Annotated in this window: 20 protein-coding genes and 1 pseudogene; 7 read left to right on the forward strand and 14 right to left on the reverse strand. The window is 62.1% G+C overall.

All coding sequences use genetic code 11. From position 1 onward, the window contains the following. Positions 1-10 precede the first annotated feature (10 nt). Positions 11-1075 carry a dTDP-glucose 4,6-dehydratase gene (rfbB, locus tag XI06_RS22580; RefSeq protein ID WP_237872834.1) on the forward strand — a complete coding sequence of 355 codons (1065 nt, stop codon included), beginning with the start codon at positions 11-13 and terminating at the stop codon, positions 1073-1075. A 92-nt stretch (positions 1076-1167) separates the two neighbouring features. Next, positions 1168-1374 carry a hypothetical protein gene (locus XI06_RS22585; RefSeq protein WP_237872833.1) on the forward strand — a complete coding sequence of 69 codons (207 nt, stop codon included), beginning with the start codon at positions 1168-1170 and terminating at the stop codon, positions 1372-1374. A 32-nt stretch (positions 1375-1406) separates the two neighbouring features. Here the strand turns inward: XI06_RS22585 and XI06_RS22590 are convergent, their stop codons facing one another. Further along, positions 1407-1676: a hypothetical protein gene (locus XI06_RS22590; RefSeq protein ID WP_237872832.1), complete on the reverse strand. Its 270-nt coding sequence runs from the start codon at positions 1674-1676 to the stop codon at positions 1407-1409. Positions 1677-2880: 1204 nt separating this feature from the next. Here XI06_RS22590 and XI06_RS22595 point away from each other — a divergent pair. From XI06_RS22595 to XI06_RS22610, 4 genes are all read left to right on the forward strand, one after another. After that, a complete protein-coding gene (locus tag XI06_RS22595) occupies positions 2881-3054 on the forward strand; it encodes a hypothetical protein (RefSeq protein ID WP_237872831.1) in 174 nt (57 codons plus the stop codon). Between the two features lie 208 nt (positions 3055-3262). Beyond that, positions 3263-3514 (forward strand): hypothetical protein, encoded by a 252-nt coding sequence (locus XI06_RS22600; RefSeq protein WP_237872830.1) that lies wholly within the window; start codon positions 3263-3265, stop codon positions 3512-3514. Between the two features lie 90 nt (positions 3515-3604). Continuing rightward, on the forward strand, positions 3605-4246 hold the full coding sequence (locus XI06_RS22605) for a hypothetical protein (RefSeq protein WP_237872829.1): 642 nt from the start codon (positions 3605-3607) through the stop codon (positions 4244-4246). A 7-nt stretch (positions 4247-4253) separates the two neighbouring features. Then, positions 4254-4619, forward strand: a complete 366-nt coding sequence (locus XI06_RS22610; protein WP_333909359.1) for a VanZ family protein — start codon at positions 4254-4256, stop codon at positions 4617-4619. Positions 4620-4671: 52 nt separating this feature from the next. Here XI06_RS22610 and XI06_RS22615 read toward each other — a convergent pair. Then, positions 4672-5016, reverse strand: a pseudogene (locus XI06_RS22615) (CHRD domain-containing protein). Between the two features lie 200 nt (positions 5017-5216). Continuing rightward, positions 5217-5531, reverse strand: a complete 315-nt coding sequence (locus XI06_RS22620; RefSeq protein WP_237872826.1) for a hypothetical protein — start codon at positions 5529-5531, stop codon at positions 5217-5219. Between the two features lie 288 nt (positions 5532-5819). On the opposite strand from XI06_RS22620, the gene galE reads away from it, so the two are divergent. Then, positions 5820-6806: a UDP-glucose 4-epimerase GalE gene (gene galE, locus XI06_RS22625; protein WP_237891640.1), complete on the forward strand. Its 987-nt coding sequence runs from the start codon at positions 5820-5822 to the stop codon at positions 6804-6806. Between the two features lie 5 nt (positions 6807-6811). On the opposite strand, the gene XI06_RS22630 is transcribed toward galE, so the two are convergent. The 11 genes from XI06_RS22630 to XI06_RS22680 form a co-directional block, all read right to left on the reverse strand. Beyond that, positions 6812-7264, reverse strand: coding sequence for a hypothetical protein (locus XI06_RS22630; protein WP_237872824.1), 453 nt, complete (start codon positions 7262-7264; stop codon positions 6812-6814). A gap of 150 nt (positions 7265-7414) precedes the next feature. Next, positions 7415-9136 (reverse strand): chemotaxis protein, encoded by a 1722-nt coding sequence (locus XI06_RS22635; RefSeq protein ID WP_237872823.1) that lies wholly within the window; start codon positions 9134-9136, stop codon positions 7415-7417. 5 nt (positions 9137-9141) lie between these two features. Next, positions 9142-10233, reverse strand: a complete 1092-nt coding sequence (locus XI06_RS22640; protein WP_237865409.1) for a protein-glutamate methylesterase/protein-glutamine glutaminase — start codon at positions 10231-10233, stop codon at positions 9142-9144. A gap of 18 nt (positions 10234-10251) precedes the next feature. Further along, on the reverse strand, positions 10252-11106 hold the full coding sequence (locus tag XI06_RS22645) for a CheR family methyltransferase (RefSeq protein ID WP_237865408.1): 855 nt from the start codon (positions 11104-11106) through the stop codon (positions 10252-10254). Positions 11107-11234: 128 nt separating this feature from the next. Beyond that, positions 11235-13040: a methyl-accepting chemotaxis protein gene (locus XI06_RS22650; RefSeq protein ID WP_237865407.1), complete on the reverse strand. Its 1806-nt coding sequence runs from the start codon at positions 13038-13040 to the stop codon at positions 11235-11237. Positions 13041-13109: 69 nt separating this feature from the next. Beyond that, positions 13110-13598 carry a chemotaxis protein CheW gene (locus tag XI06_RS22655; protein ID WP_237865406.1) on the reverse strand — a complete coding sequence of 163 codons (489 nt, stop codon included), beginning with the start codon at positions 13596-13598 and terminating at the stop codon, positions 13110-13112. 30 nt (positions 13599-13628) lie between these two features. Further along, positions 13629-15326: a methyl-accepting chemotaxis protein gene (locus tag XI06_RS22660; protein WP_237872822.1), complete on the reverse strand. Its 1698-nt coding sequence runs from the start codon at positions 15324-15326 to the stop codon at positions 13629-13631. Between the two features lie 37 nt (positions 15327-15363). Then, a complete protein-coding gene (locus tag XI06_RS22665; RefSeq protein ID WP_237865402.1) occupies positions 15364-15825 on the reverse strand; it encodes a chemotaxis protein CheW in 462 nt (153 codons plus the stop codon). Next, positions 15825-17924, reverse strand: a complete 2100-nt coding sequence (locus XI06_RS22670) for a chemotaxis protein CheA (protein ID WP_237865400.1) — start codon at positions 17922-17924, stop codon at positions 15825-15827. Before XI06_RS22670 ends, XI06_RS22665 begins: the two co-directional genes overlap by 1 nt. Further along, entirely contained in the window at positions 17921-18286 is a 366-nt protein-coding gene (locus XI06_RS22675; protein ID WP_128953545.1) for a response regulator, read from the reverse strand. Before XI06_RS22675 ends, XI06_RS22670 begins: the two co-directional genes overlap by 4 nt. Beyond that, a complete protein-coding gene (locus XI06_RS22680; protein ID WP_237865513.1) occupies positions 18286-18609 on the reverse strand; it encodes an STAS domain-containing protein in 324 nt (107 codons plus the stop codon). Before XI06_RS22680 ends, XI06_RS22675 begins: the two co-directional genes overlap by 1 nt. Positions 18610-18650 lie beyond the last annotated feature (41 nt).

The raw sequence follows: 18650 nt of genomic DNA on the forward strand, positions 1-18650 counted from the left end.
CAGATCATCCATGCGTTTCGAAGGCTCCACAATTTTCGTCACGGGCGGTGCAGGTTTCATTGGGTCCGCCGTCGTCCGTCATCTCCTCCACGACACGCATGCGCGCGTCGTCAACATCGACAAGCTAACTTATGCTGCGAACCTGGATTCGCTTCCCGGCGCCGAAGCAAATTCCAGCTATGCTTTCGAGAAGCAATGCATTTGCGAAGCCACCTCGCTTCGGAAGCTGTTCGAGAAGTACCAGCCCACCGCAGTGATGAACCTGGCCGCCGAGAGCCACGTCGACCGCTCGATCGACGGCCCCGGCGAATTCATCCAGACCAATATTGTCGGCACCTTCACGCTGCTGCAGGAAGCGTTGCGATATTGGAGGGATCTGTCCCCAGACCGCCGTGCGCAGTTCCGCTTTCTTCACATCTCGACCGACGAGGTGTTCGGGTCGCTCGGCAAGGACGGCTATTTCACAGAGACCACGTCCTATTCACCCAATTCGCCGTACTCGGCGAGCAAAGCGTCGTCCGACCATCTGGTCCGCGCCTGGCGCGAGACCTACGATCTTCCGACGATGGTGACGAACTGCTCGAACAATTACGGCCCTTATCACTTTCCCGAGAAGCTCATTCCCCACATCATCATCAAAGGACTCGCCGGAGAGCCGCTGCCGGTTTACGGCGACGGCCAGAACGTCCGCGACTGGCTCTACGTCGAGGATCATGCCAAGGCGCTCACGCTCGTGCTCGAGCGCGGTGCGATCGGCGAGACTTACAATGTCGGCGGCAGAAACGAGCGCACCAATTTGCACGTGGTGGAAACCATTTGCGACATGCTCGACGAATTGTCGCCGCACGCGGCCGGATCTCGACGTAGCCTCATTTCGTTCGTCGCCGACCGTCCCGGTCACGATCGCCGCTACGCGATCGATGCTTCAAAACTCGAGCGCGAGCTCGGTTGGCGTGCTGACGAGAATTTCGAAAGCGGCTTGGCTAAGACGGTTCGCTGGTTCTTCGAAAACCGCCAATGGTGGCAAGCAATTCTCGATCGCGGCTATCAGCAGAAGCGGATCGGCCTCGGTTAGCGGATCGCCCCCTTTTATCGCGACAGCTGCCGTCCCGCATGAAGGTGACGGCAGCTTGACCGCGTCGATCTGCAAGAGGAAATCGTGCGAGGATGGATGGATATTACTTCGTTTGGATTCGCGGCCTGGATGGTCGTCCGATGCCGCAGATCTGGCACGCAGACCAGTTCTTCGGCCCGGAATGGAAATTCAGGCATGTCATGGCCCGGCATATTCTGGACGCAAGAATGCGCGAAATGGGGCTTGATCGACTCACGAAGCTCTTTCCCGCGCCGCGCGGCACCGACGAAGCTGTCTGAAGAGATCGCCCGGAGAAACGAGGCCTTGAAGACTAAACGTAAGGCGAATCGATTCGGCTCCTTGCCATCCAGGCCTTCCATGCGTTTTCATGCTTGCTGTACAGCTCCAACCAGCGTTGCTCGCTGGGAATACGCTGAGAGCTGCGCTCGATTAATATCGCTTCGGTTCGACCGGCATCCGGCTCGCTGTCGAGCCGTTCGAACTCAAAGGTTTCCTCGAGCGTTAGGCCGATCAGGACGCGCCGGCCGATCGCATCGACAAAATATCGCCGCGGCGCATTATTGTTCCTGACGCTCGTCATGCTGCACCTCGCTTGCGATCCAGGGGCAACTCGGATCAGCAGGACACGCCCGCAACCGAGCTCAATGTAATCAGACGATGCGCGGGGAACAATGTCCGGCGCAATTGAACCTACCCGACATGGTTACTTTCGCGCCGCGGCTTTCGGCCGAAATCCGCTCAGAACGCGCGGCGACCTCTAGCAACCGGCTCGTGCTGAGAGCCCCAAGAAGTATCAATCGGCCGTCGTTCCCTCCACACCTGCCACGCGTGCGTCGCGTAGCCAATGCAGAAGCCGGCGAAGATCGAAATTGAAACCCATATCATCCGGAGATCTTTCTGTTGCTGCGCGTCCACCGCCTTCATTTCGGGAGCGAACATTGTCACCTTCGAGTTGTGTCGAGATCGTGATGGCTGGCGCTGATCTTGTTGTCACAGACGGGAATTTTGGCAGCAGCGCGCCTGCATCCTGACCGTTCAAATCAACCCGTGAGCTGGAAGAATAACTTCCACCGACAACAGAATGGCGAAATAGACCCACACAGCCATTGCGACGTGCGTAATGCCGAAGAATACTCCTTCGAATGCCCGCTCTCTCATCTCGCAAGAGGCATGACTGACACTATTTTTTGAAGCATCTCGATCTTCTTCCTTCTTCGTATCGCTTGCGCAATCATAACCGCACGAATTCGACGATCTCATGACGAACACTGCGAGAGACGTTGCCGCCGATGCAAGTGCGATAGCCAACTCGGGCTTAAATACTTTTTTTGAATCGACCCATCACGCCTATTAGATCACGAAAATTTTTCCGAGGAAGCGCTCGAGCAAAATTTGAACGGGTCAAGGGTTTTTACAACTCTGGCAGGAAATCGATCGAAGAGCCGGAGATTTCGAGAGGGACGTCGGCAACACCCGCCAACGACGTCCGCCACGGGAGAGCGTGCCTGCGAAACCGTTGGCGCTAGAGACGATCGGAATAGGCGGGCTGGCGAGAATTGAAGAAAACTCCGGAATCATACGGAGCCCTGCGCGCCTATTTCATCGCGGTAAGGTTGAGGAGTTAGCTTAACCCGCGTTGTTTGTTGCGAAGTCTCACCGATCGCATATCCATGTCCGCACCGGGCTTGCCCCAAGGCCCGGCCCCACCCAAGCAAAGCCGTCGAGCGACATGGGTCCGCTTGGCGGCTTTGTCGTTGTATCGATGTGAGAGGATCGTTTCGGATATGGCGCGCAAGCCCTGGTCGTTCAAGGAAGACCGCCGGCTCATGGAGTTGGCCAAGTTTTCGACGTCGCTGGAGGACGCAGCGAAGCAGCTCGGACGCTCGCCCAATGCGATCAAGCGCATGGCCTTGCGTCTCGGCCTGGTACTGAAATCCAAGGCCGCCAAGAAGAGCTAGCGAGACTACGCGACAATTCGTGGGCGCCTGCCCCTGCAAACGCTTGACGAGGGGCACGGCAAAACGACGCATTCCGTGCGCTTCGACACTCTCGATCTCTGCGCACGCGGATGTTAGACTATCCGATCCAACGTCGGTTGTTTCTCGCCGAGGATGGATCGTTCGGCGGCCTCGGCGTCCGATCCGTAGTCATTTGGAGGACTGCACCATGTTGTGCCGCGCATTCGCCGTAGCTTTGCTCCTGGCTCTGCCTTCCGTGGCGTCAGCGCAGATTCCTGTGGGTTTCGGGTTCCCGAACGGCGCTCCCTGGTGTTCGTTTGGCTTCGATTGCAGATTCCTGAATTTCCGCGAGTGCGCCGACCGGATCTATGATCCCGCACGCAACTGCCTCAAGAATCCGCTTTTCGCGGCCCGCTACCCGACCAATATCGACAAGGGCTGGTCCTACAATCGACGCTGAACCCCGTGCAACCTGGCAGATCCTGAAATCAGCCTTGTCAGACCTCGGGCCGCTGTTGAAAGCAGATAAGGATTTTCGAGCTCTGTCTCGATGTCGTTCCGTAGCATCTGCCCAGCGCCGGTTTCGTCGAAAGGCTTCGGCGTACCGTCAAAAAGTTGCAACACAGAAATCGTCGAGGTGACCGAACTCAAAGATCTCGGGCGCGGCCGCCGTCGTCGCCGAGCTGCGCGAAATATGGCTTGCGCACTGTCATCGACGACGTCGGGCTCGGCCACAGCGGACTGTCGCGACTGGTGCCAACACCATCACGATCGACAGGCTCTTCGTCGACACAATCAATGTAGATGCATCGACCACACGATCGTCGAGATGCTGGTCGCACTCGCCAAGGACTTTCGAATGACGGTGGTCGCGGAGGAATCGAGACGGAAGAACAAATCCGCGCCCTGGTCGCGTCCGGTGTCGAGACCGGACAGGGATATCTCGTCGCCGCGCCGCTACCCTTTTCCGAGTCCAGGGAATTTATGGCGCTGCGTGATGCCGCGAAAGCTCAGGGTAAAGGTGCGCCGGGGGCTCGACTGGCGCGGTTGGTTCGAATTCGGACAGACCCCCGAGCAGTCTGCACAGATACGTCCCGGCGCGATCCACCATTCACGAACGCTGCATCGGCGAGCTACAATCTTTAACGATATTCTCTGCTTTTGGGAGCGGACGCCGGTCGACCGGCTATGATGCCGCAATGCGCCGAAGTCACCTCATGGCAGCCTCAGCAATCTGCCTTGCCCTCATCGCTTACGCCACTTTGGCGCGGCTGGCGGGCCGGCCCGCGCTCATGGGGCACCACGAGGCATATTGGGCTGTCGTCATCGAGCGCTTCAGTGCCTATGGCTTGCTGGGATTTCTTCTCTCTTTCTTGTTGCCTGGCCGCTTCATCACGGCGGGCGCACTTGTCGTTGCCGTCGCGATGGGGCTGGAGCTACTTCAGGCACTGACACTAGATCGCGATCCCGGTCTGCTAGACGTTCTGCAAAAGACAGCAGGAGGCATCGTAGGGGTTATCTTTGCCCAGACGGTCCTGGCTTTCCTTCCCCGTCCGCCGTCCTGACGTCGAGAAAATCTGGCGGGGCGAAGCCGTCAACGCGCCAGGATATCGCCTCCTATTTCATCATCTGAGCGCGCAACTCACCACCGGGCTTCGCGGCCGTGTGACTGTTCGCGTGCCACTTTCCGGCCAACAGATCCGTTGCCTGAGTTCGGTTAGCGTTCGCGGTTCCCTGGATGGGGCTTTACGCCGTCTTGAACGGAAGCACGATGCCTCCGTTCTTTCCGGCATCGAAGTGGCCGTAGAAATGAGCGCCCAGTGCTGGATCTGACAGGCTATAGGTCACCGAATAGGTCAACGTCTTCGTCTCGGTATCGCAGCTTGCCTCTGCCTTGCCCGACCCGGCCGAAGTGTTCGGAGGCACCTCGTTACTGCCCTTCGGATCGACCTGAAGCTTCACTATCTATGCGCTTGCGGCTGCCAGCTGTGATAATCAGCGGCCCCAAGGGGCGCCGCGCCCAAGACTCTCACGCAGGCCCAATGGCTTTCCTCATGACACCCCTCCTGCGGGCTCTCCCGCCCAACTCGGTTGAAACACCCGACCGTAGCCGGAAAATTCCGGACGCGAAATGCTAATACGAGACAACTATCGCGGGAATCTCAGCACCTCTTCAGGACAGTACGAGGCGATAAAGCCACCCCGCGCCTGCCGTTGACCTCATTCGGCGCCAGCAGTTCCGCCATCTGCCGGTGGGCGGCCTGGAGTGCCTCGATGGCGCTATCGAGGTCAAAATCCAACTCGCGGACGGAGGCAAAAAACTTGGCTGTCAGCGCCAGATCCAGTTTGACGCGGGTTGCCCCATCGCGGCTCCTGCGACGGTCAAGCGACAGGTGGATGGCGCGCAACCTCGCTTCGCTGCTGCTGCACTCACAAAAAGTCGCGAGTTCGTCGTATGTCATCCAGATTTGAGGCATGTCCCTGTCCGTCCCTTGTTATGGACCTCACCCTAAACCCGAGCTCTAAAATTATGGTTGCTGCCGGCGTGCAATCTGGCGACATTTTCGCTGCACGATGGTCTATTGAAGCTGAATCAACCATGATTTGCACGCGTGCCCAAAAGGAGCGACGGCGAACGCCCAAGGCTTGCAGCTTTTCAGGATCGTCAAACAGGTTATAACGATGGCGCGACTTGTGCTTTGCGTGGACTTGCTGCCGGCGGCCTCAGCCTGAATGGGCCGTTGCATTTGCGTTGGGTAAACGACATGACTGACCGACCGACTATCCTCGTCACGGGAGGCGCTGGCTATATTGGCTCGCATGCTTGCCGCGCCCTCACTGCAGCCGGCTATCGGCCCGTCGTCTATGACAATCTCACAACCGGACATCGCAGCTTCGTCGGCGGAGATCTGGTGACGGGCGACCTGCTCGACGGCGCGACGCTGGCGCGCGCCTTTGCCGACCAAAAGGTGACGGCCGTGATGCATTTTGCGGCAGCGAGCCTCGTCGGCGAGTCCATGAGCGACCCGCAGAAATACTACATCAACAACGTCCAGGGCACGCTGTCGCTGCTGCAGGCGATGCGAAACGCCGGCTGCCACCGCATCGTCTTCTCCTCGACCGGCGCGGTCTATGGCAATGCCGATTCCAAGACGCTGTCCGAGGATTTCCCCTGTGCACCGATCAATCCCTACGGCGCCTCGAAATGGATGATCGAACGCATGCTGGCCGACTATCGCCAGGCTTACGGTTTCGGAGCATTCTGCCTACGCTATTTCAATGCCAGCGGCGCAGATCCGGCCGGCGGCATCGGCGAATTGCGCGACAACGAGACCCATCTGATTCCGCGCGCCATGATGGCGTTGCAGGGCCATGTCGAGTTTTCCGTGTTCGGCGACGATTACGACACACCCGACGGCACCGCAATCCGCGACTACATCCACGTCACAGACCTCGCTGCAGCTCACGTCGCAGCGCTGAAGCTGCTGGAAGCAGGACATGCCGGCGGCAGCTTCAACCTCGGCACCGGCTCAGGCTTCTCGGTGCGCGAGATCCTGAACGCCATCAGGCAAGAGACCGGACGCGAGGTGCCTCACACCGTCAAGCCGCGCCGGGCGGGCGATCCGACGTATCTCGTCGCCGATCCCTCGGCTGCGCGAAAGGTGCTGGACTTCGTGCCGCGCCATTCCGACCTGACAACCGTGATCAGCACCGCCTGGGCCTGGCACCAGAAGGCGCATCCGCGGAGATAGGCTGCCTAATCGCGTACTGATCCGAATGCCCCTGGTGCGATCGGACGGCGCGGTCGCGACCTGCTCATCAGCCCCTTTGGCAACGTGTCGGCATTGAGTTTCACAACAGCGCAATTGGCGTCGGTGGCCACGACGTCTTGCTGGCTGTAGATCAGGGTGCACTCGAACCTGACGTCAGGCGCCTCCCTTGCCGTGCCCCAGCATGTCGCTACCGCGCCGCTGCAATCGCCCCAGAGATTGGCCTCGACTTCGTCCGTACCAAACACGCTCGGAGGGCCCTCGGTATGGCGCTTCACGGTCAGGACAGCCGTGAAGCGTTGCTGATCGACCTGGTAGCAGCCGCCATAGGTGAAGAAGCTGTCGCTGCCGGAGATTCGTCCCTCGGTCAAATCGACTAGGCCCGTGCCCTGGCCACGCGGGGTCCTGAACCAGGCAGCGTATTTGCCATCTCTCAGCATGAAAACATCCGTCGTAAAATCCAGACGTATTTGCTGGTAACTCTGGGGCGCGACAATGACCGATATGGCACGCGTTCCGCCACGGTTAACGCCCTGCAAAGCCAGTTCCTAAAATTGCCGGCGCAGGGCTGCGCCGCAACGACAGCAAGCTCAAAACAGTTCTATGCCGTCATCCGCAGGCTCGACTGCGTCGACCCCGCGGGTGGCCGCGCTCGACGACAGCCCAAGGGCTTGCAAGAAGTCCCGATGAACGTCGCGCTCGCGCTCCATCGTGTAGCGCGCGAAGAGATCGTCGAGCAGCGCCTCGTCCTGCGGCTCGGGCCGATGCATGCCCGCGCTCGCCGTCTCGAGGCGCGCGGCAACAGCGGGCAGCGTTGCAGAGGACTCGCCGAGCGAGCCCATCAGGCCTTGCGCCGAATTCATCAGGCCTTCGAACTCGGCGCCTTCGTCGACGAGGCGGGTTATCAGCTTGCCGAGCCGTTCGTTGCCGACTTCGACCTCGCGCAGCGCCTGGAGGATCTGCGGCTCGAGCTTGGCGAGCTGGGTGGGATCGCCCTGGACGCGGAGCTCCTTCAGCTCGTTCGCCGACTGCTCGATGCCGTCAAGGACCGGCCGCAAGCGTCCGGCGCCTGCCGAGACCTGGTCAGCGGTCGCCTTGAGCTCGTTGGCAATGACCACGAAGGCGCTGCCGCGGCTGCCGAGATGGCTTGCCTTGAGGCCCGCGTTCATGCCGATCAGCGTGATATCGACCGTGGCTTCGGCGAGACCTGCGATGGCCTGACGGAATTTCGCCAGCGTCTCCTCGACGACCGCCAGTGCCTCGTCGACCGAACGGCCCGCACTCTCGCAGGTCGCAATCAGGGTCGAGGCATGGGCCAGCGTCTGCTTGATGCGGGCGAGGAACGACGACGAGGAGCCGTTCTCGCCGCCGAACAGCGAGCGGCCGTGACCGACGACGCCACTGGCATCATTCAGGATCGCGGACAGCGCCCGGACGATCTGACTGATATCGCCGCCGAACTCGCGTTGCGCGTCCCTGAGCTGAGCCGCCTGCAGCCCGCGGATCGCATGGGCGCCGTCTTCGCTGGCGACAGGCCCGGGAACAAGGCTCGGCTCTGAGCCGGACGACAAGCGCAAGCCGTGACAGACGTGTTCGAGGCGCTGCCGCGTGCTGTCGCCGGCCTGCAAGGATATGATCGCGCTGCCGACGGCTTCGGCGATCTTCCGCGTGCTGCCGCTGGCGAGATCGGCGAGATGGCTACTCTTGCTGCGCTGGTCGCGCAGGCCGGAATAGGCTGCGCCGAGCTCGGCGCTCTCCGCCACCAGCTGGTCACCGTAGCTTTTCTCGAACTCCTTCTGCCGGCCGGATGCGGTGATGACGGCCTCCGACAAGCGCTGCTGGTCCCGCGCGCAGCCCTCGATCGAACCCTGCACGGCCTTGCCCAGATCGTAAGCCTCCTGCGTGAAGGCCAGAAAGCCCTCGCGATCGCCATCGAGCGATGCCGCCTCGATCCGTGCGCTGCGTGCGATGATGGTGATCATCTGGATATGCTTGAACAGCGGCTTCAGCAGGGCGGACGCCTCCGTCGTGCTCTTGCCGATCATCGCGAGCAGCGCGCTCTCGGCGGGCAGCGCCCGCGACAGCTCGCTCAATCGCGCCGCGATCTCCCGCAACGCGGTCGCGGCGCCTTCGATCTCGGCGCCGGATAGCTCTCCGGAGAGAGACGCGAGCCCCTGATTCAGCTCCTTGAAAATGATGTGGCCGCGACCGAGGTCGTGACCGACGCGCGCAAAGACGTCCTCGATACGCGACGAGACGCCTTCGACCGCGGCAATCGCATCCGTCAAATTGCTGGCCGCAATGGCAGTCATCGCGATCAACCCGCCACCGCTGGGTGTCCGGCCTGATACCACTGCATGATCTCGCGCGGGATATGGTTCAGTGAGACCACTTTCTCGACACCGCCGTGAGCGATGGCTTCCTTGGGCATGCCGAACACCACGCAGCTTTCTTCATCCTGCGCCCGTGTCGAGGCGCCGAGCTTGCGCATCTCCAGCATGCCGCGCGCGCCGTCGTCACCCATGCCGGTCATGATGACGCCGAGCGCGTTGGCGCCGGCATGCTGGGCCGCCGAGCGAAACAACACGTCGACCGAGGGGCGATGCCGCGACACCGGCGGCCCGTCCTTGATCGCGACCTGGTAGCGCAGGCCGATGCGCTGGAGCAGCATGTGGCGGGCGCCCGGAGCAATATAGGCGCAGCCAGGCAAGACCGGCTCGCGATCCTCCGCCTCCTTGACGCGGATCTGGCAGATGCTGTCGAGGCGCTTGGCGAACGCGGCAGTGAAGCCCGCCGGCATGTGCTGGACGACAAGAATCGGAGGACAGTTCGCCGGCAACATCTCAAGCACGTCGTTGAGCGCTTCGGTTCCGCCCGTCGAGGCACCGATGCAGACGATGCGTTCGGTCGTCGGCCGAACCTTGCCCTGCACCGGCGGAGGGATGATGGCGTCAGCCGTGAGCTTCTTCTCGATCACCCGCCGCTCCGTGCGCGGCCGCACGCGCGCACGCGCCGCCGACTTCACCGACTCCCGCAAGCGCGTCGAACACTCGAGCAACGCCTGACGCGTGTCGATCTTCGGCTTAGGCACGATATCGACGGCGCCGGCCTCGAACGCCTCGAAGATCACGTGCGAGCCTTCCTCGGTCAGCGAGGAGCAGATGATCACGGGGATCGGACGCTGCGCCATGATCTTGCGCAGGAACGTCATGCCGTCCATGCGCGGCATCTCGAGATCGAGGATCATGACATCGGGGATTTCGTCCTGGAGGCGCTTTGCCGCCACGAACGGATCGGACGCCGTCGCCATCACCTCGATATCGGGGTCGTCGTTGAGGATCGTCTGAAGGATTTGGCGCACCGACGCCGAATCATCCACGATCAGTACGCGAACTTTCTCCCTCGGCATGTTGCAAAGTGCTCCCGATCAAACCTGGAAAATGGTCGGCTGAACCTGCTTCAGGCCCGGAACAGCACTGTGGACCATCGACTCGGAATGTCCGACCAGCAAATACCCGCCGGGCCGCAAATGACTGCAAAGCTGCTCGACGACCTTCCGCTGCGTCGGCTTGTCGAAATAGATCAGCACATTGCGGCAGAAAATCATGTCGACGTCGCGGTCGACGGGATAGGACTGATCCATCAGGTTCATCCGCATGAAATGCGTCATGCGTCGTAGTTCCGGCGCCACCCGCACTTCGCCGCGCGACTTGTCGCGTGAGGACAGGAAATACCGCTTCACGAACGGTTCGGGCACCGGCGCCAGCACGTCGCGGGTGTAGATCGCAGTCTTGGCGAGGCGCAGCACGGCGGTCGAGATGTCGGTTCCCAGGATGCGATACTGAAACCGCGATCCGGTTCGCGTCATGTCGTCCAGCACCATGGCGACCGTATAGGCTTCCATGCCGGTCGAGCTCGCCGAGCTCCAGACTTTCAGATTCGCATTCTTGCGGCCGTGCGACTTGAGCAGCGCAGGGATGGCGATCTCCCGCATGAAGGTGAAATGCTGCGGCTCGCGAAAGAAGTCGGTCTTGTTGGTGGTCACCACATCGATCAGATGGGTGAGCTCGGTGTCGAAGTGATCGGCTTCAAACAGGTTCTCGACATATTCGTTGAGGTCGGTGAAGTTCAGGGCGCGCACACGCTTGTGCAGGCGCCCCTCCAGCATCAGTCGCTTGCCCTGCGGCAGCTTGATGCCGACCTGGCCCTCGATCAACTCGGCGATGGTGCGGAAATGGCGATCCGACAGATGCACAGCCGTATCCTGCAAGGCGGGCATCACGGCCGCCCGCCCCGGCCTCGAAGGCCCGCATGCAATTGATATCGGGCCATCAGGGCCATCTGGAATCCTACGCGTTTACAACGAAAGAAGGCAGGCCCACCTCCAGGGTGGACCCGCCCCCAAAATCCTTAGCGCTGAAAATCAGCGTCCCGATCATCCTCACCGTCGTGCATGTCGAAGGCAAAACCGCCGCCGCCCGCGGCCTTCACCGCGCGCGCAGGCCTTGCCTGCGGCTTCCGGGCGGGATGCTCGACCGCTGCCATGGTCGCAGCCTTGGCGCGGAGCTGGGTGACGGCCCGATCGATCGGCGCCAGCGCCTGGCTCTTGCTGCCATGCTCGATGCGGAAATAGGCGATTGTCGACTGCAGCTGCTCGGCCTGCGAAGCCAGCTCTTCCGAGGTGGACGACACCTGCTCGGAGGCGCTGGCATTCTGCTGGCCGACCTTGTCGAGCTGCTGGATCGCCTGGTTGATTTGCGCCGAGCCGACGTCCTGCTCACGGCACGCGGCGGTGATTTCCTCGACCAGCTCCGCCGTCTTCTTGATGTCAGGAACGAGCTTGGACAGCATGGAACCTGCTTCCTGCGCGACCTTGACGGTGTCGGCCGACAGCGTGCCGATCTCGGCGGCGGCCGCCTGGCTGCGCTCGGCGAGCTTTCGGACTTCGGACGCGACCACCGCAAAGCCCTTGCCGTGCTCGCCGGCGCGCGCGGCTTCGACCGCGGCGTTCAGCGCGAGCAGGTCGGTCTGGCGCGCGATCTCCTGCACAATGGTGATCTTTTCGGCGATGGTCTGCATCGCATTGACCGCGCGGCCGACCGCAGCACCGCTGGCTTCGGCGTCCTTGGCCGACTGCGCTGCAATCTTCTCGGTCTGGTTGGCGTTGTCGGCGTTCTGCTTCACGTTCGATGCCATCTCCTCCATCGAGGAAGATGCTTCCTCGGCCGACGAGGCCTGCTCGGTTGCGCCTTGTGACAGCTGCTCGGCGCTGGCCGAAAGCTCCTGGCTTCCGGCGGAGACATTCTGCGCCGCGGTGAGAGCTTCCGACACGATCTGGCGGAGCTTTTGGACCATACGTTCGAGCGCGAGGCCGAGGGTGTCTTTGTCCGACAGAGGTTTCGCCTCGACGGTGAGATTGCCCTGCGCGATCTCGTTGGCGACGGCCGCGGTCGCGTTCAGGTTCTTGGTCATCGCGTTCAGCGAAGCGATGAGATCGCCGATTTCGTCGTTGCTGGAGACGTCGATCTTCTTGCTGAGATCGCCGATGGCAACCGCGTCAGCCAGTCCGACTGCGCTGGCAAGGGCACGGCTGATGCCGATCGCGATCCAGGTCGCGGCTATCGCGCCGATCACGAGCGAGGCGAGGATCAGGCTGATCAGCATGATCTCGGCACGACTGCCTTCGACCCTGGCCTGCTCGCTCTCCGCCGCCATCATCTTCTTGACGTAGTCGATATACTCCTTCGCGGCATTGAGCGCGGGCGTCATGGCCTTGAGCCCTTCGGTCATCGAATTCTCGGCCGCCTTGACCTTATCCTGCTTGGCCAGTTTCAACGTCTGGTCCTGCACCGCATTGGCGCTGACATAGGCGGCTCCGAACTTGTCGAGCAGCTTCTTGCCCTCTTCGCTCGCACCGACATAGGCTTCGTTCTTGATCGCCGCCACGCGCTCGCGCGCCTCGGCGATGAGACTGACGAACTTGTCCTGATCCGCTTCGGTCGGCGCGAGGATCGCATTCTTCTCGGCGCGCACCTGAAGCAGCGCATTTTCCTGCAACTCCGCCACCTTGGCGAGGCGCGCTGCCCGTGCCGACAGGTGTTCGGTGGTCCCAACGGTGTCGTTGAGCTTCAGATAGGCGACGCCGCCGGCAATCATCGACAACAGAATGACGACGCCGAATGCGCTCGCAAGCTTCGCTTTGACGGTAAATCTCATGATTAGCCCCGGTCTTCGAATTGTTGAATTGAATTGCTTACGCCCGATCCCGCGCTACAAATTACGAATTCAGGCCGCACAGGATGCATCCAACTGCGTGGCTCTTCCTTCCGGAATCTCGTCTGCGGCCATCAACCTGGCCAGATCGAAGATCACGACGAATTTCTCGCCCTTGCGGCCGATGCCGGCGGCGTAATCCGACTGCCATTTGCCCCCCACCTCGGGGATCGGCTCGATCGCCTGCTCGTCGATATCGGTGACCTCGAACACGCAGTCGGCCACGAAGCCGACGCCGACGAGGCGGTCTTTCATCGGCACGTCGAGGATGATGATGCGGGTCGCCTCGGTGGCCGCCACGGCCGGCAGCCCGAGCTTGGTCCGGAGATCGACGATCGGATAACCAGCGCCGCGCACGTCGATCATGCCGAGCAGGAAGTTCGGCGCATGCGGCAGACGCGAGATCGGCCGCATGTCCAGGATTTCCCGCACGTTGCGGATGCTGATGCCGAACGTCTCGCCGGCGAGCCCGAGCGTCAGATATTGCGAGGTTGCGGCCATGCTTAAGTCCGGGTCAGATGGTTGTTGTTGTCAGCGCTGGAACTCGGCGTCGCGATCGTCTTCGCCGTCGTTCATGTCGAAAGCGAAACCGCCACCACCGGCGACCTTCATCGCGCGCGCCGGCTTGCGAGCGGGCACAGGCTTCTTGGCACCGCGTTCGGCCGCCCGCATCTGCCCTGCCTTGCTGCGGAGCTGGGTGACGGCACGGTCGATCGGCGCGGCCGCGGCGCTCTCGCCACGTCCGGCCTGCTCGATGCGGAAGAACGAGATGGTCGATTGCAGCTGCTCGGCCTGCGAGGCCAGCTCTTCCGAGGTGGATGAGACCTGCTCGGAAGCGCTGGCGTTCTGCTGGCCGACCTTGTCGAGCTGCTGGATCGCCTGGTTGATCTGGGAGGAGCCGACGTCCTGCTCGCGGCAGGCGGCGGTGATTTCCTGCACCAGCTCGGCGGTCTTCTTGATGTCGGGCACGAGCTTCGACAGCATGGAGCCGGCTTCCTGCGCGACCTTCACGGTCTCACTTGACAACGTGCCGATATCGGCCGCGGCGGCCTGGCTACGCTCGGCAAGCTTGCGCACTTCGGAGGCGACCACCGCAAAGCCCTTGCCATGCTCGCCGGCGCGCGCGGCCTCGACCGCGGCGTTGAGGGCGAGCAGATCGGTCTGGCGCGCAATCTCCTGCACGATGGTGATCTTCTCGGCGATGGTCTGCATCGCTTCGACGGCTCGGCCGACGGCAACGCCGCTGGCCTCGGCGTCCTTGGCCGACTGCGCAGCGATCTTCTCGGTCTGGTTGGCGTTGTCGGCGTTCTGCTTCACATTCGAAGCCATCTCCTCCATCGAGGAGGACGCCTCCTCGGCAGACGAGGCCTGCTCGGTCGCGCCCTGCGAGAGCTGCTCGGCGCTTGCGGAAAGCTCCTGGCTGCCGGCGGAGACGTTCTGGGCGGCGGTGAGCGCCTCCTGGACGATCTGCCGGAGCTTTCCGACCATGGCGTTCAGCGATCTGACAAGATCGCCGATCTCGTCGTTGCTCGCCGACGGAATCGTCTGGTTGAGATCCCCCTGAGCCACGGCGCCGGCAAGGCCGACCGCGCGGCCAAGCGACCGGCTGATCGAGATCGAAATCCACAAGGCGGCACCGATCGCTACCAACAGCGAGACGCCCAGAAGAGTCATCAGCATCAACTGCGCCCGATATCCCTCCTCCTTCGAATCGACGGCCTGTTCGGCCATCTGCTTCTTGGTGTTCTCGACATAGGCGCCCATCGACTCGAGCGCTTCGTTCACGATCTTGCGGCCCTCATTGGTGGAGCGCTCGGCGGCCTGGGCCTTGTCGGTCTTAGCGATCCGGATCGTCTCTTCCTGATAGGCATTCATCTTGGCGTAAGTCACGGCAAAGGCGTCGAGCAGCTTCTTGCCGGCCTCGCTCGCCAGCGCGTAGACTTCGTCCTTGGTCTTCAAGGCGACCTCGCGACGCTTTGCCGCGTCGGCAGCGGCCATCTCGACCTCTTTCTCGTCGCCGATAATGGCGTTCTTTTCCGCGCGAAGCTGAATGAGAATATTCTTCTCGACTTCGGTCGCCTTCTCCATTCGCTTGGCGCGCAGGACCATACTGTCGGCGGTCGCCATCATGTCGCCGAGCTTCTTGTAGGCCACGCTGCCGGCAACCATTGACAGGACGATAACCAGGCCGAACGCGCTGGCAAGCTTTGCCTTGACCGTAAATCTCATATCAGCCCCTTAAACCCGGTCTCGCCCCGAGACCCTTTCAATTCAGAATGCGTTCCATGTTCGGAACGATGACGAACTCTTCACGCCATTTCGCAATGAAGCGAATGAACTCAGGCTTCCAGTGCATGCCGACGCGCGGCGTCTGCTGCACGTCGGTCTGCGAGATCTCCGTGACTTCGTAGACCTTGTCGGCGGTGACGCCGACGAGAACAGGCTCACCGTCGAGATCGAGCTCGATGACGACGATGCGCGTATCAGCGGAATCGTCGAGCTGGGGCATGCCAAAACGGATGCGCAAATCCGCAAGCGGAATGACGTTGCCGCGCACGTTGATCACGCTGGGAACGAAAGCCCGCGCGCCGGCCACCTTGGTCACGGGCACGGGGTCGATGATCTCGCGCACAAGGCCGGCGTCGAGCGCGAATTTCTCCTCGCCGAGGCCGATCATGACGACCTGCATCGCGCCTGACTGGTGTTCGGCTGCCTGTCCGTCGGTCATCACGCCGCCTCGCTGATATGCTGCTTCTCGACCTTCGACTGCGCCAGCGTGACGAGCTGCGCGACATCGAGGATCAGCGCCGCCGTGCCGTCACCCAGGATGGTCGCACCGGAGAAGATGGTGACGTCAGAATGCAGCTTGGAGAGCGACTTGATGACGGTCTGGTGGTTGCCGATGATCTGGTCGGCGACGAGGCCGACATGAGTCTCACCGGTCGAGATGATGATCGTCTTCTGGTGTCGATCGGGCGTACCAGTCGACGACATGATCTCGCGCAGGCGCAGGAAGGGCACCAGATTGCCGCGCACATTGAGGAAGTTGCGACCGCGCGAGCGCTCGTCCTCGGTTGTCAGCTCGATGCATTCCTCCACCGCCGACAGCGGAATGATGTAGCGACCTTCGCCGACACGGATCAAAAGGCCTTCGATGATCGCGAGCGTCAGCGGCAGGCGGAGCGTCACCGTGGTGCCCTGGCCCGGCCGCGTCGACAGGTCGATCGAGCCGCGCATGTTCTCGATGGTGCGCTTGACGACGTCCATGCCGACGCCGCGACCTGACAGCGCCGAGATGGTCTGCGCGGTCGAGAAGCCCGGATGGAACAGGAACTGGTGGATCTCGTGATCGGAGAGCACGGCGCCGGCGGCGATCAGGCCCTGCTCTTCGGCCTTGGCGCGGATGCGCGCGGTGTTGAGGCCGCCGCCGTTGTCCTTCACCGTGACAAGGACCTGTGCACCGGAATGCACGGCCGCGAGCTCGATGCGGCCCTGCTCGGTCTTGCCGTTGGCAGCGCGCGTCGCAGTGTCCTCGATACCGTGGTCGATGGCGTTGCGGATCAGGTGCACCAGCGGATCGGCCAGGCACTCGATCATGGTCTTGTCGAGCTCGGTGTCCTCGCCCGTCGTGACGAACTCGACCGGCTTCGACAGATCGCGCGAAAGATCGTGGATGAGGCGGCGGAAGCGGCCGAACAGCGAGCCGATCGGCACCATGCGCGCGCCCATCGTGGTATCGCGCAGCGACGAGGCAAGACGCTCGATCTCCTCGGCGATCATCTTGATCGAGAGATCGGAACCGGAGGCCGCGAGCTGGGTCAGCCGCGCCTGGGCGATGACGAGCTCGCCGACGCGATCCATCAGTTCGTCGAGGCGCTCGGCCTGGACGCGGACCGTGGCGATGCCGCGATCGTCGCGCTTGGCTTCAGCCTTCGGTTCCGGCTTGGATTCGAGTTTCGCTTCAGGCTTTGCCACCGGTTTCGGCCCCGCCTTTGCGGCAGGCTCAACGGCGACCTGCGCGGCGACAGCCTCAACCACCGGTGCGGGCATCTCGACGGCCGGAGCGGGCTCGTCGTCGAGCAGCTGGAACAGCGGCGCTGGCGCGGGCGCTTCGACGTGCTCCAGCGGCAAGAGCGTCAGCTTCATCTCGTCAGAGACGAACATGAAGACGTCGTCGATCGCAGCCTTGTCGCAAGCCGCGTGCAGCTTGACGTCCCATTTGAGATAGCAGTCTTCCGGCTCCATCTCGTCGAGGAAAGGAATGCCGTCGGTCACGGGAACCACAAAGCAGGGACCGAGCTTGCAGAGATCTTCCAAGAGATCGAGCGGATTCGATCCGTTACGCAGGATGTGGGATTCGAATTCCAGATAGAGATGCCAGCCGGCCTGCTTGCTCTCGACGGGCGCGAGCGGCGGCGCTTCAACGATCTCGGCGACCGCAGCGGCAGGCTGATCCGACGACACGAAGCGCTTGAGATCGTCGAGGATGGCTTCGCCGATGATGTCGTCGGTCGACTGCGGATCCTCGATCAGCGCGCGGATATAATCCTTCGCGGCGAGCGCGACCGAGATCAGCTCCTGGGTCGGCTTAATCTCGCCCTTGCGGACGCGATCGAATGCGGTCTCGAATTCGTGGGTGAAGGAAGCGACCTTGTCGAAGCCGAACATCGCACCCGACCCCTTGATCGTGTGCAGGGCGCGGAAGGCGGAATCGACCAGCTCGCGGTCGTCGGGACGCTGGCCAAGGTCGAGCAGGGCCCCTTCCAGGACCTCGAACAGCTCGCTGGCTTCCTGGCGGAAGACCTCGGTCGGGTCCACCGCGCTCATGCGCGCACCAGTTTTGCGACGACGGCGAGCAGCTGCTCAGGCTTGAACGGCTTGGTGATCCATCCCGTCGCGCCGGCGCTCTTGGCCTCCTGCTTCACCGTGTCATTGGATTCGGTGGTCAGGAACACGATGGGCATGCCCACCGCGCTCGGCAGCTTGCGTAGCGCCTTGATCAGCTCCAGCCCGTTCATGACGGGCATGTTGAGGTCGGTGATGACGAGGTCGAGCTTGCCGGCCTGTGCCTTGGCGAGGCCTTGCGCGCCGTCACCGGCCTCGATCACGTTGTGACCCGCCGGCTCGAGCACGACCTTGATCATCTGCCGGATGCTGGGAGAGTCGTCGACCGTGAGAATCGTGGCCATTAGACGCCATCTTTCTTTTGCGGGAAGTGCTGATCGATCATCGCTTCACTGGCGAAGCCGGCGCGGCGAAGGGTGTTGCGCAGAGATTGGGAAAAGGAAGTCAGGACCACCGGGCGGCCTTGAGCATCGCCGGTCTTGGCGGCCGACAGCAGAAGCTGGATCGAGGTCACGTCAGCCTTGTCGACGCTGGAGCAGTCGATCTCGAGCCGGTCCTGCCGACCGAACGCTTCGCGGATCAAGTCATAAACGCTGCGGATGGCAGCAATGCTGCAATCGGCGGGCAGCCGCAGGGACCACTTCGACTCGGTCGCATCAGACGACATTCGTCCCCCAATTTCCTCAGGATTCACTGCACGCATGGCGC

Source organism: Bradyrhizobium sp. CCBAU 11434, from assembly GCF_028128895.1.
GTDB lineage: Bacteria > Pseudomonadota > Alphaproteobacteria > Rhizobiales > Xanthobacteraceae > Bradyrhizobium > Bradyrhizobium zhengyangense.

Bases quoted from the DNA above. Each gene is read 5' to 3' on its own strand.
- XI06_RS22680 (WP_237865513.1), bottom strand. From the start codon at position 18,609: ATGTCGTCTGATGCGACCGAGTCGAAGTGGTCCCTGCGGCTGCCCGCC.
- XI06_RS22675 (WP_128953545.1), bottom strand. From the start codon at position 18,286: ATGGCCACGATTCTCACGGTCGACGACTCTCCCAGCATCCGGCAGATG.
- galE (WP_237891640.1), top strand. From the start codon at position 5,820: ATGACTGACCGACCGACTATCCTCGTCACGGGAGGCGCTGGCTATATT.
- XI06_RS22590 (WP_237872832.1), bottom strand. From the start codon at position 1,676: ATGACGAGCGTCAGGAACAATAATGCGCCGCGGCGATATTTTGTCGAT.
- XI06_RS22665 (WP_237865402.1), bottom strand. From the start codon at position 15,825: ATGACCGACGGACAGGCAGCCGAACACCAGTCAGGCGCGATGCAGGTC.
- XI06_RS22635 (WP_237872823.1), bottom strand. From the start codon at position 9,136: ATGACTGCCATTGCGGCCAGCAATTTGACGGATGCGATTGCCGCGGTC.
- XI06_RS22670 (WP_237865400.1), bottom strand. From the start codon at position 17,924: ATGAGCGCGGTGGACCCGACCGAGGTCTTCCGCCAGGAAGCCAGCGAG.
- XI06_RS22660 (WP_237872822.1), bottom strand. From the start codon at position 15,326: ATGAGATTTACGGTCAAGGCAAAGCTTGCCAGCGCGTTCGGCCTGGTT.
- XI06_RS22600 (WP_237872830.1), top strand. From the start codon at position 3,263: ATGTTGTGCCGCGCATTCGCCGTAGCTTTGCTCCTGGCTCTGCCTTCC.
- XI06_RS22655 (WP_237865406.1), bottom strand. From the start codon at position 13,598: ATGGCCGCAACCTCGCAATATCTGACGCTCGGGCTCGCCGGCGAGACG.
- XI06_RS22605 (WP_237872829.1), top strand. From the start codon at position 3,605: ATGTCGTTCCGTAGCATCTGCCCAGCGCCGGTTTCGTCGAAAGGCTTC.
- rfbB (WP_237872834.1), top strand. From the start codon at position 11: ATGCGTTTCGAAGGCTCCACAATTTTCGTCACGGGCGGTGCAGGTTTC.
- XI06_RS22640 (WP_237865409.1), bottom strand. From the start codon at position 10,233: ATGCCGAGGGAGAAAGTTCGCGTACTGATCGTGGATGATTCGGCGTCG.
- XI06_RS22610 (WP_333909359.1), top strand. From the start codon at position 4,254: ATGCGCCGAAGTCACCTCATGGCAGCCTCAGCAATCTGCCTTGCCCTC.
- XI06_RS22630 (WP_237872824.1), bottom strand. From the start codon at position 7,264: ATGCTGAGAGATGGCAAATACGCTGCCTGGTTCAGGACCCCGCGTGGC.
- XI06_RS22585 (WP_237872833.1), top strand. From the start codon at position 1,168: ATGGATGGATATTACTTCGTTTGGATTCGCGGCCTGGATGGTCGTCCG.
- XI06_RS22620 (WP_237872826.1), bottom strand. From the start codon at position 5,531: ATGCCTCAAATCTGGATGACATACGACGAACTCGCGACTTTTTGTGAG.
- XI06_RS22595 (WP_237872831.1), top strand. From the start codon at position 2,881: ATGGCGCGCAAGCCCTGGTCGTTCAAGGAAGACCGCCGGCTCATGGAG.
- XI06_RS22650 (WP_237865407.1), bottom strand. From the start codon at position 13,040: ATGAGATTTACCGTCAAAGCGAAGCTTGCGAGCGCATTCGGCGTCGTC.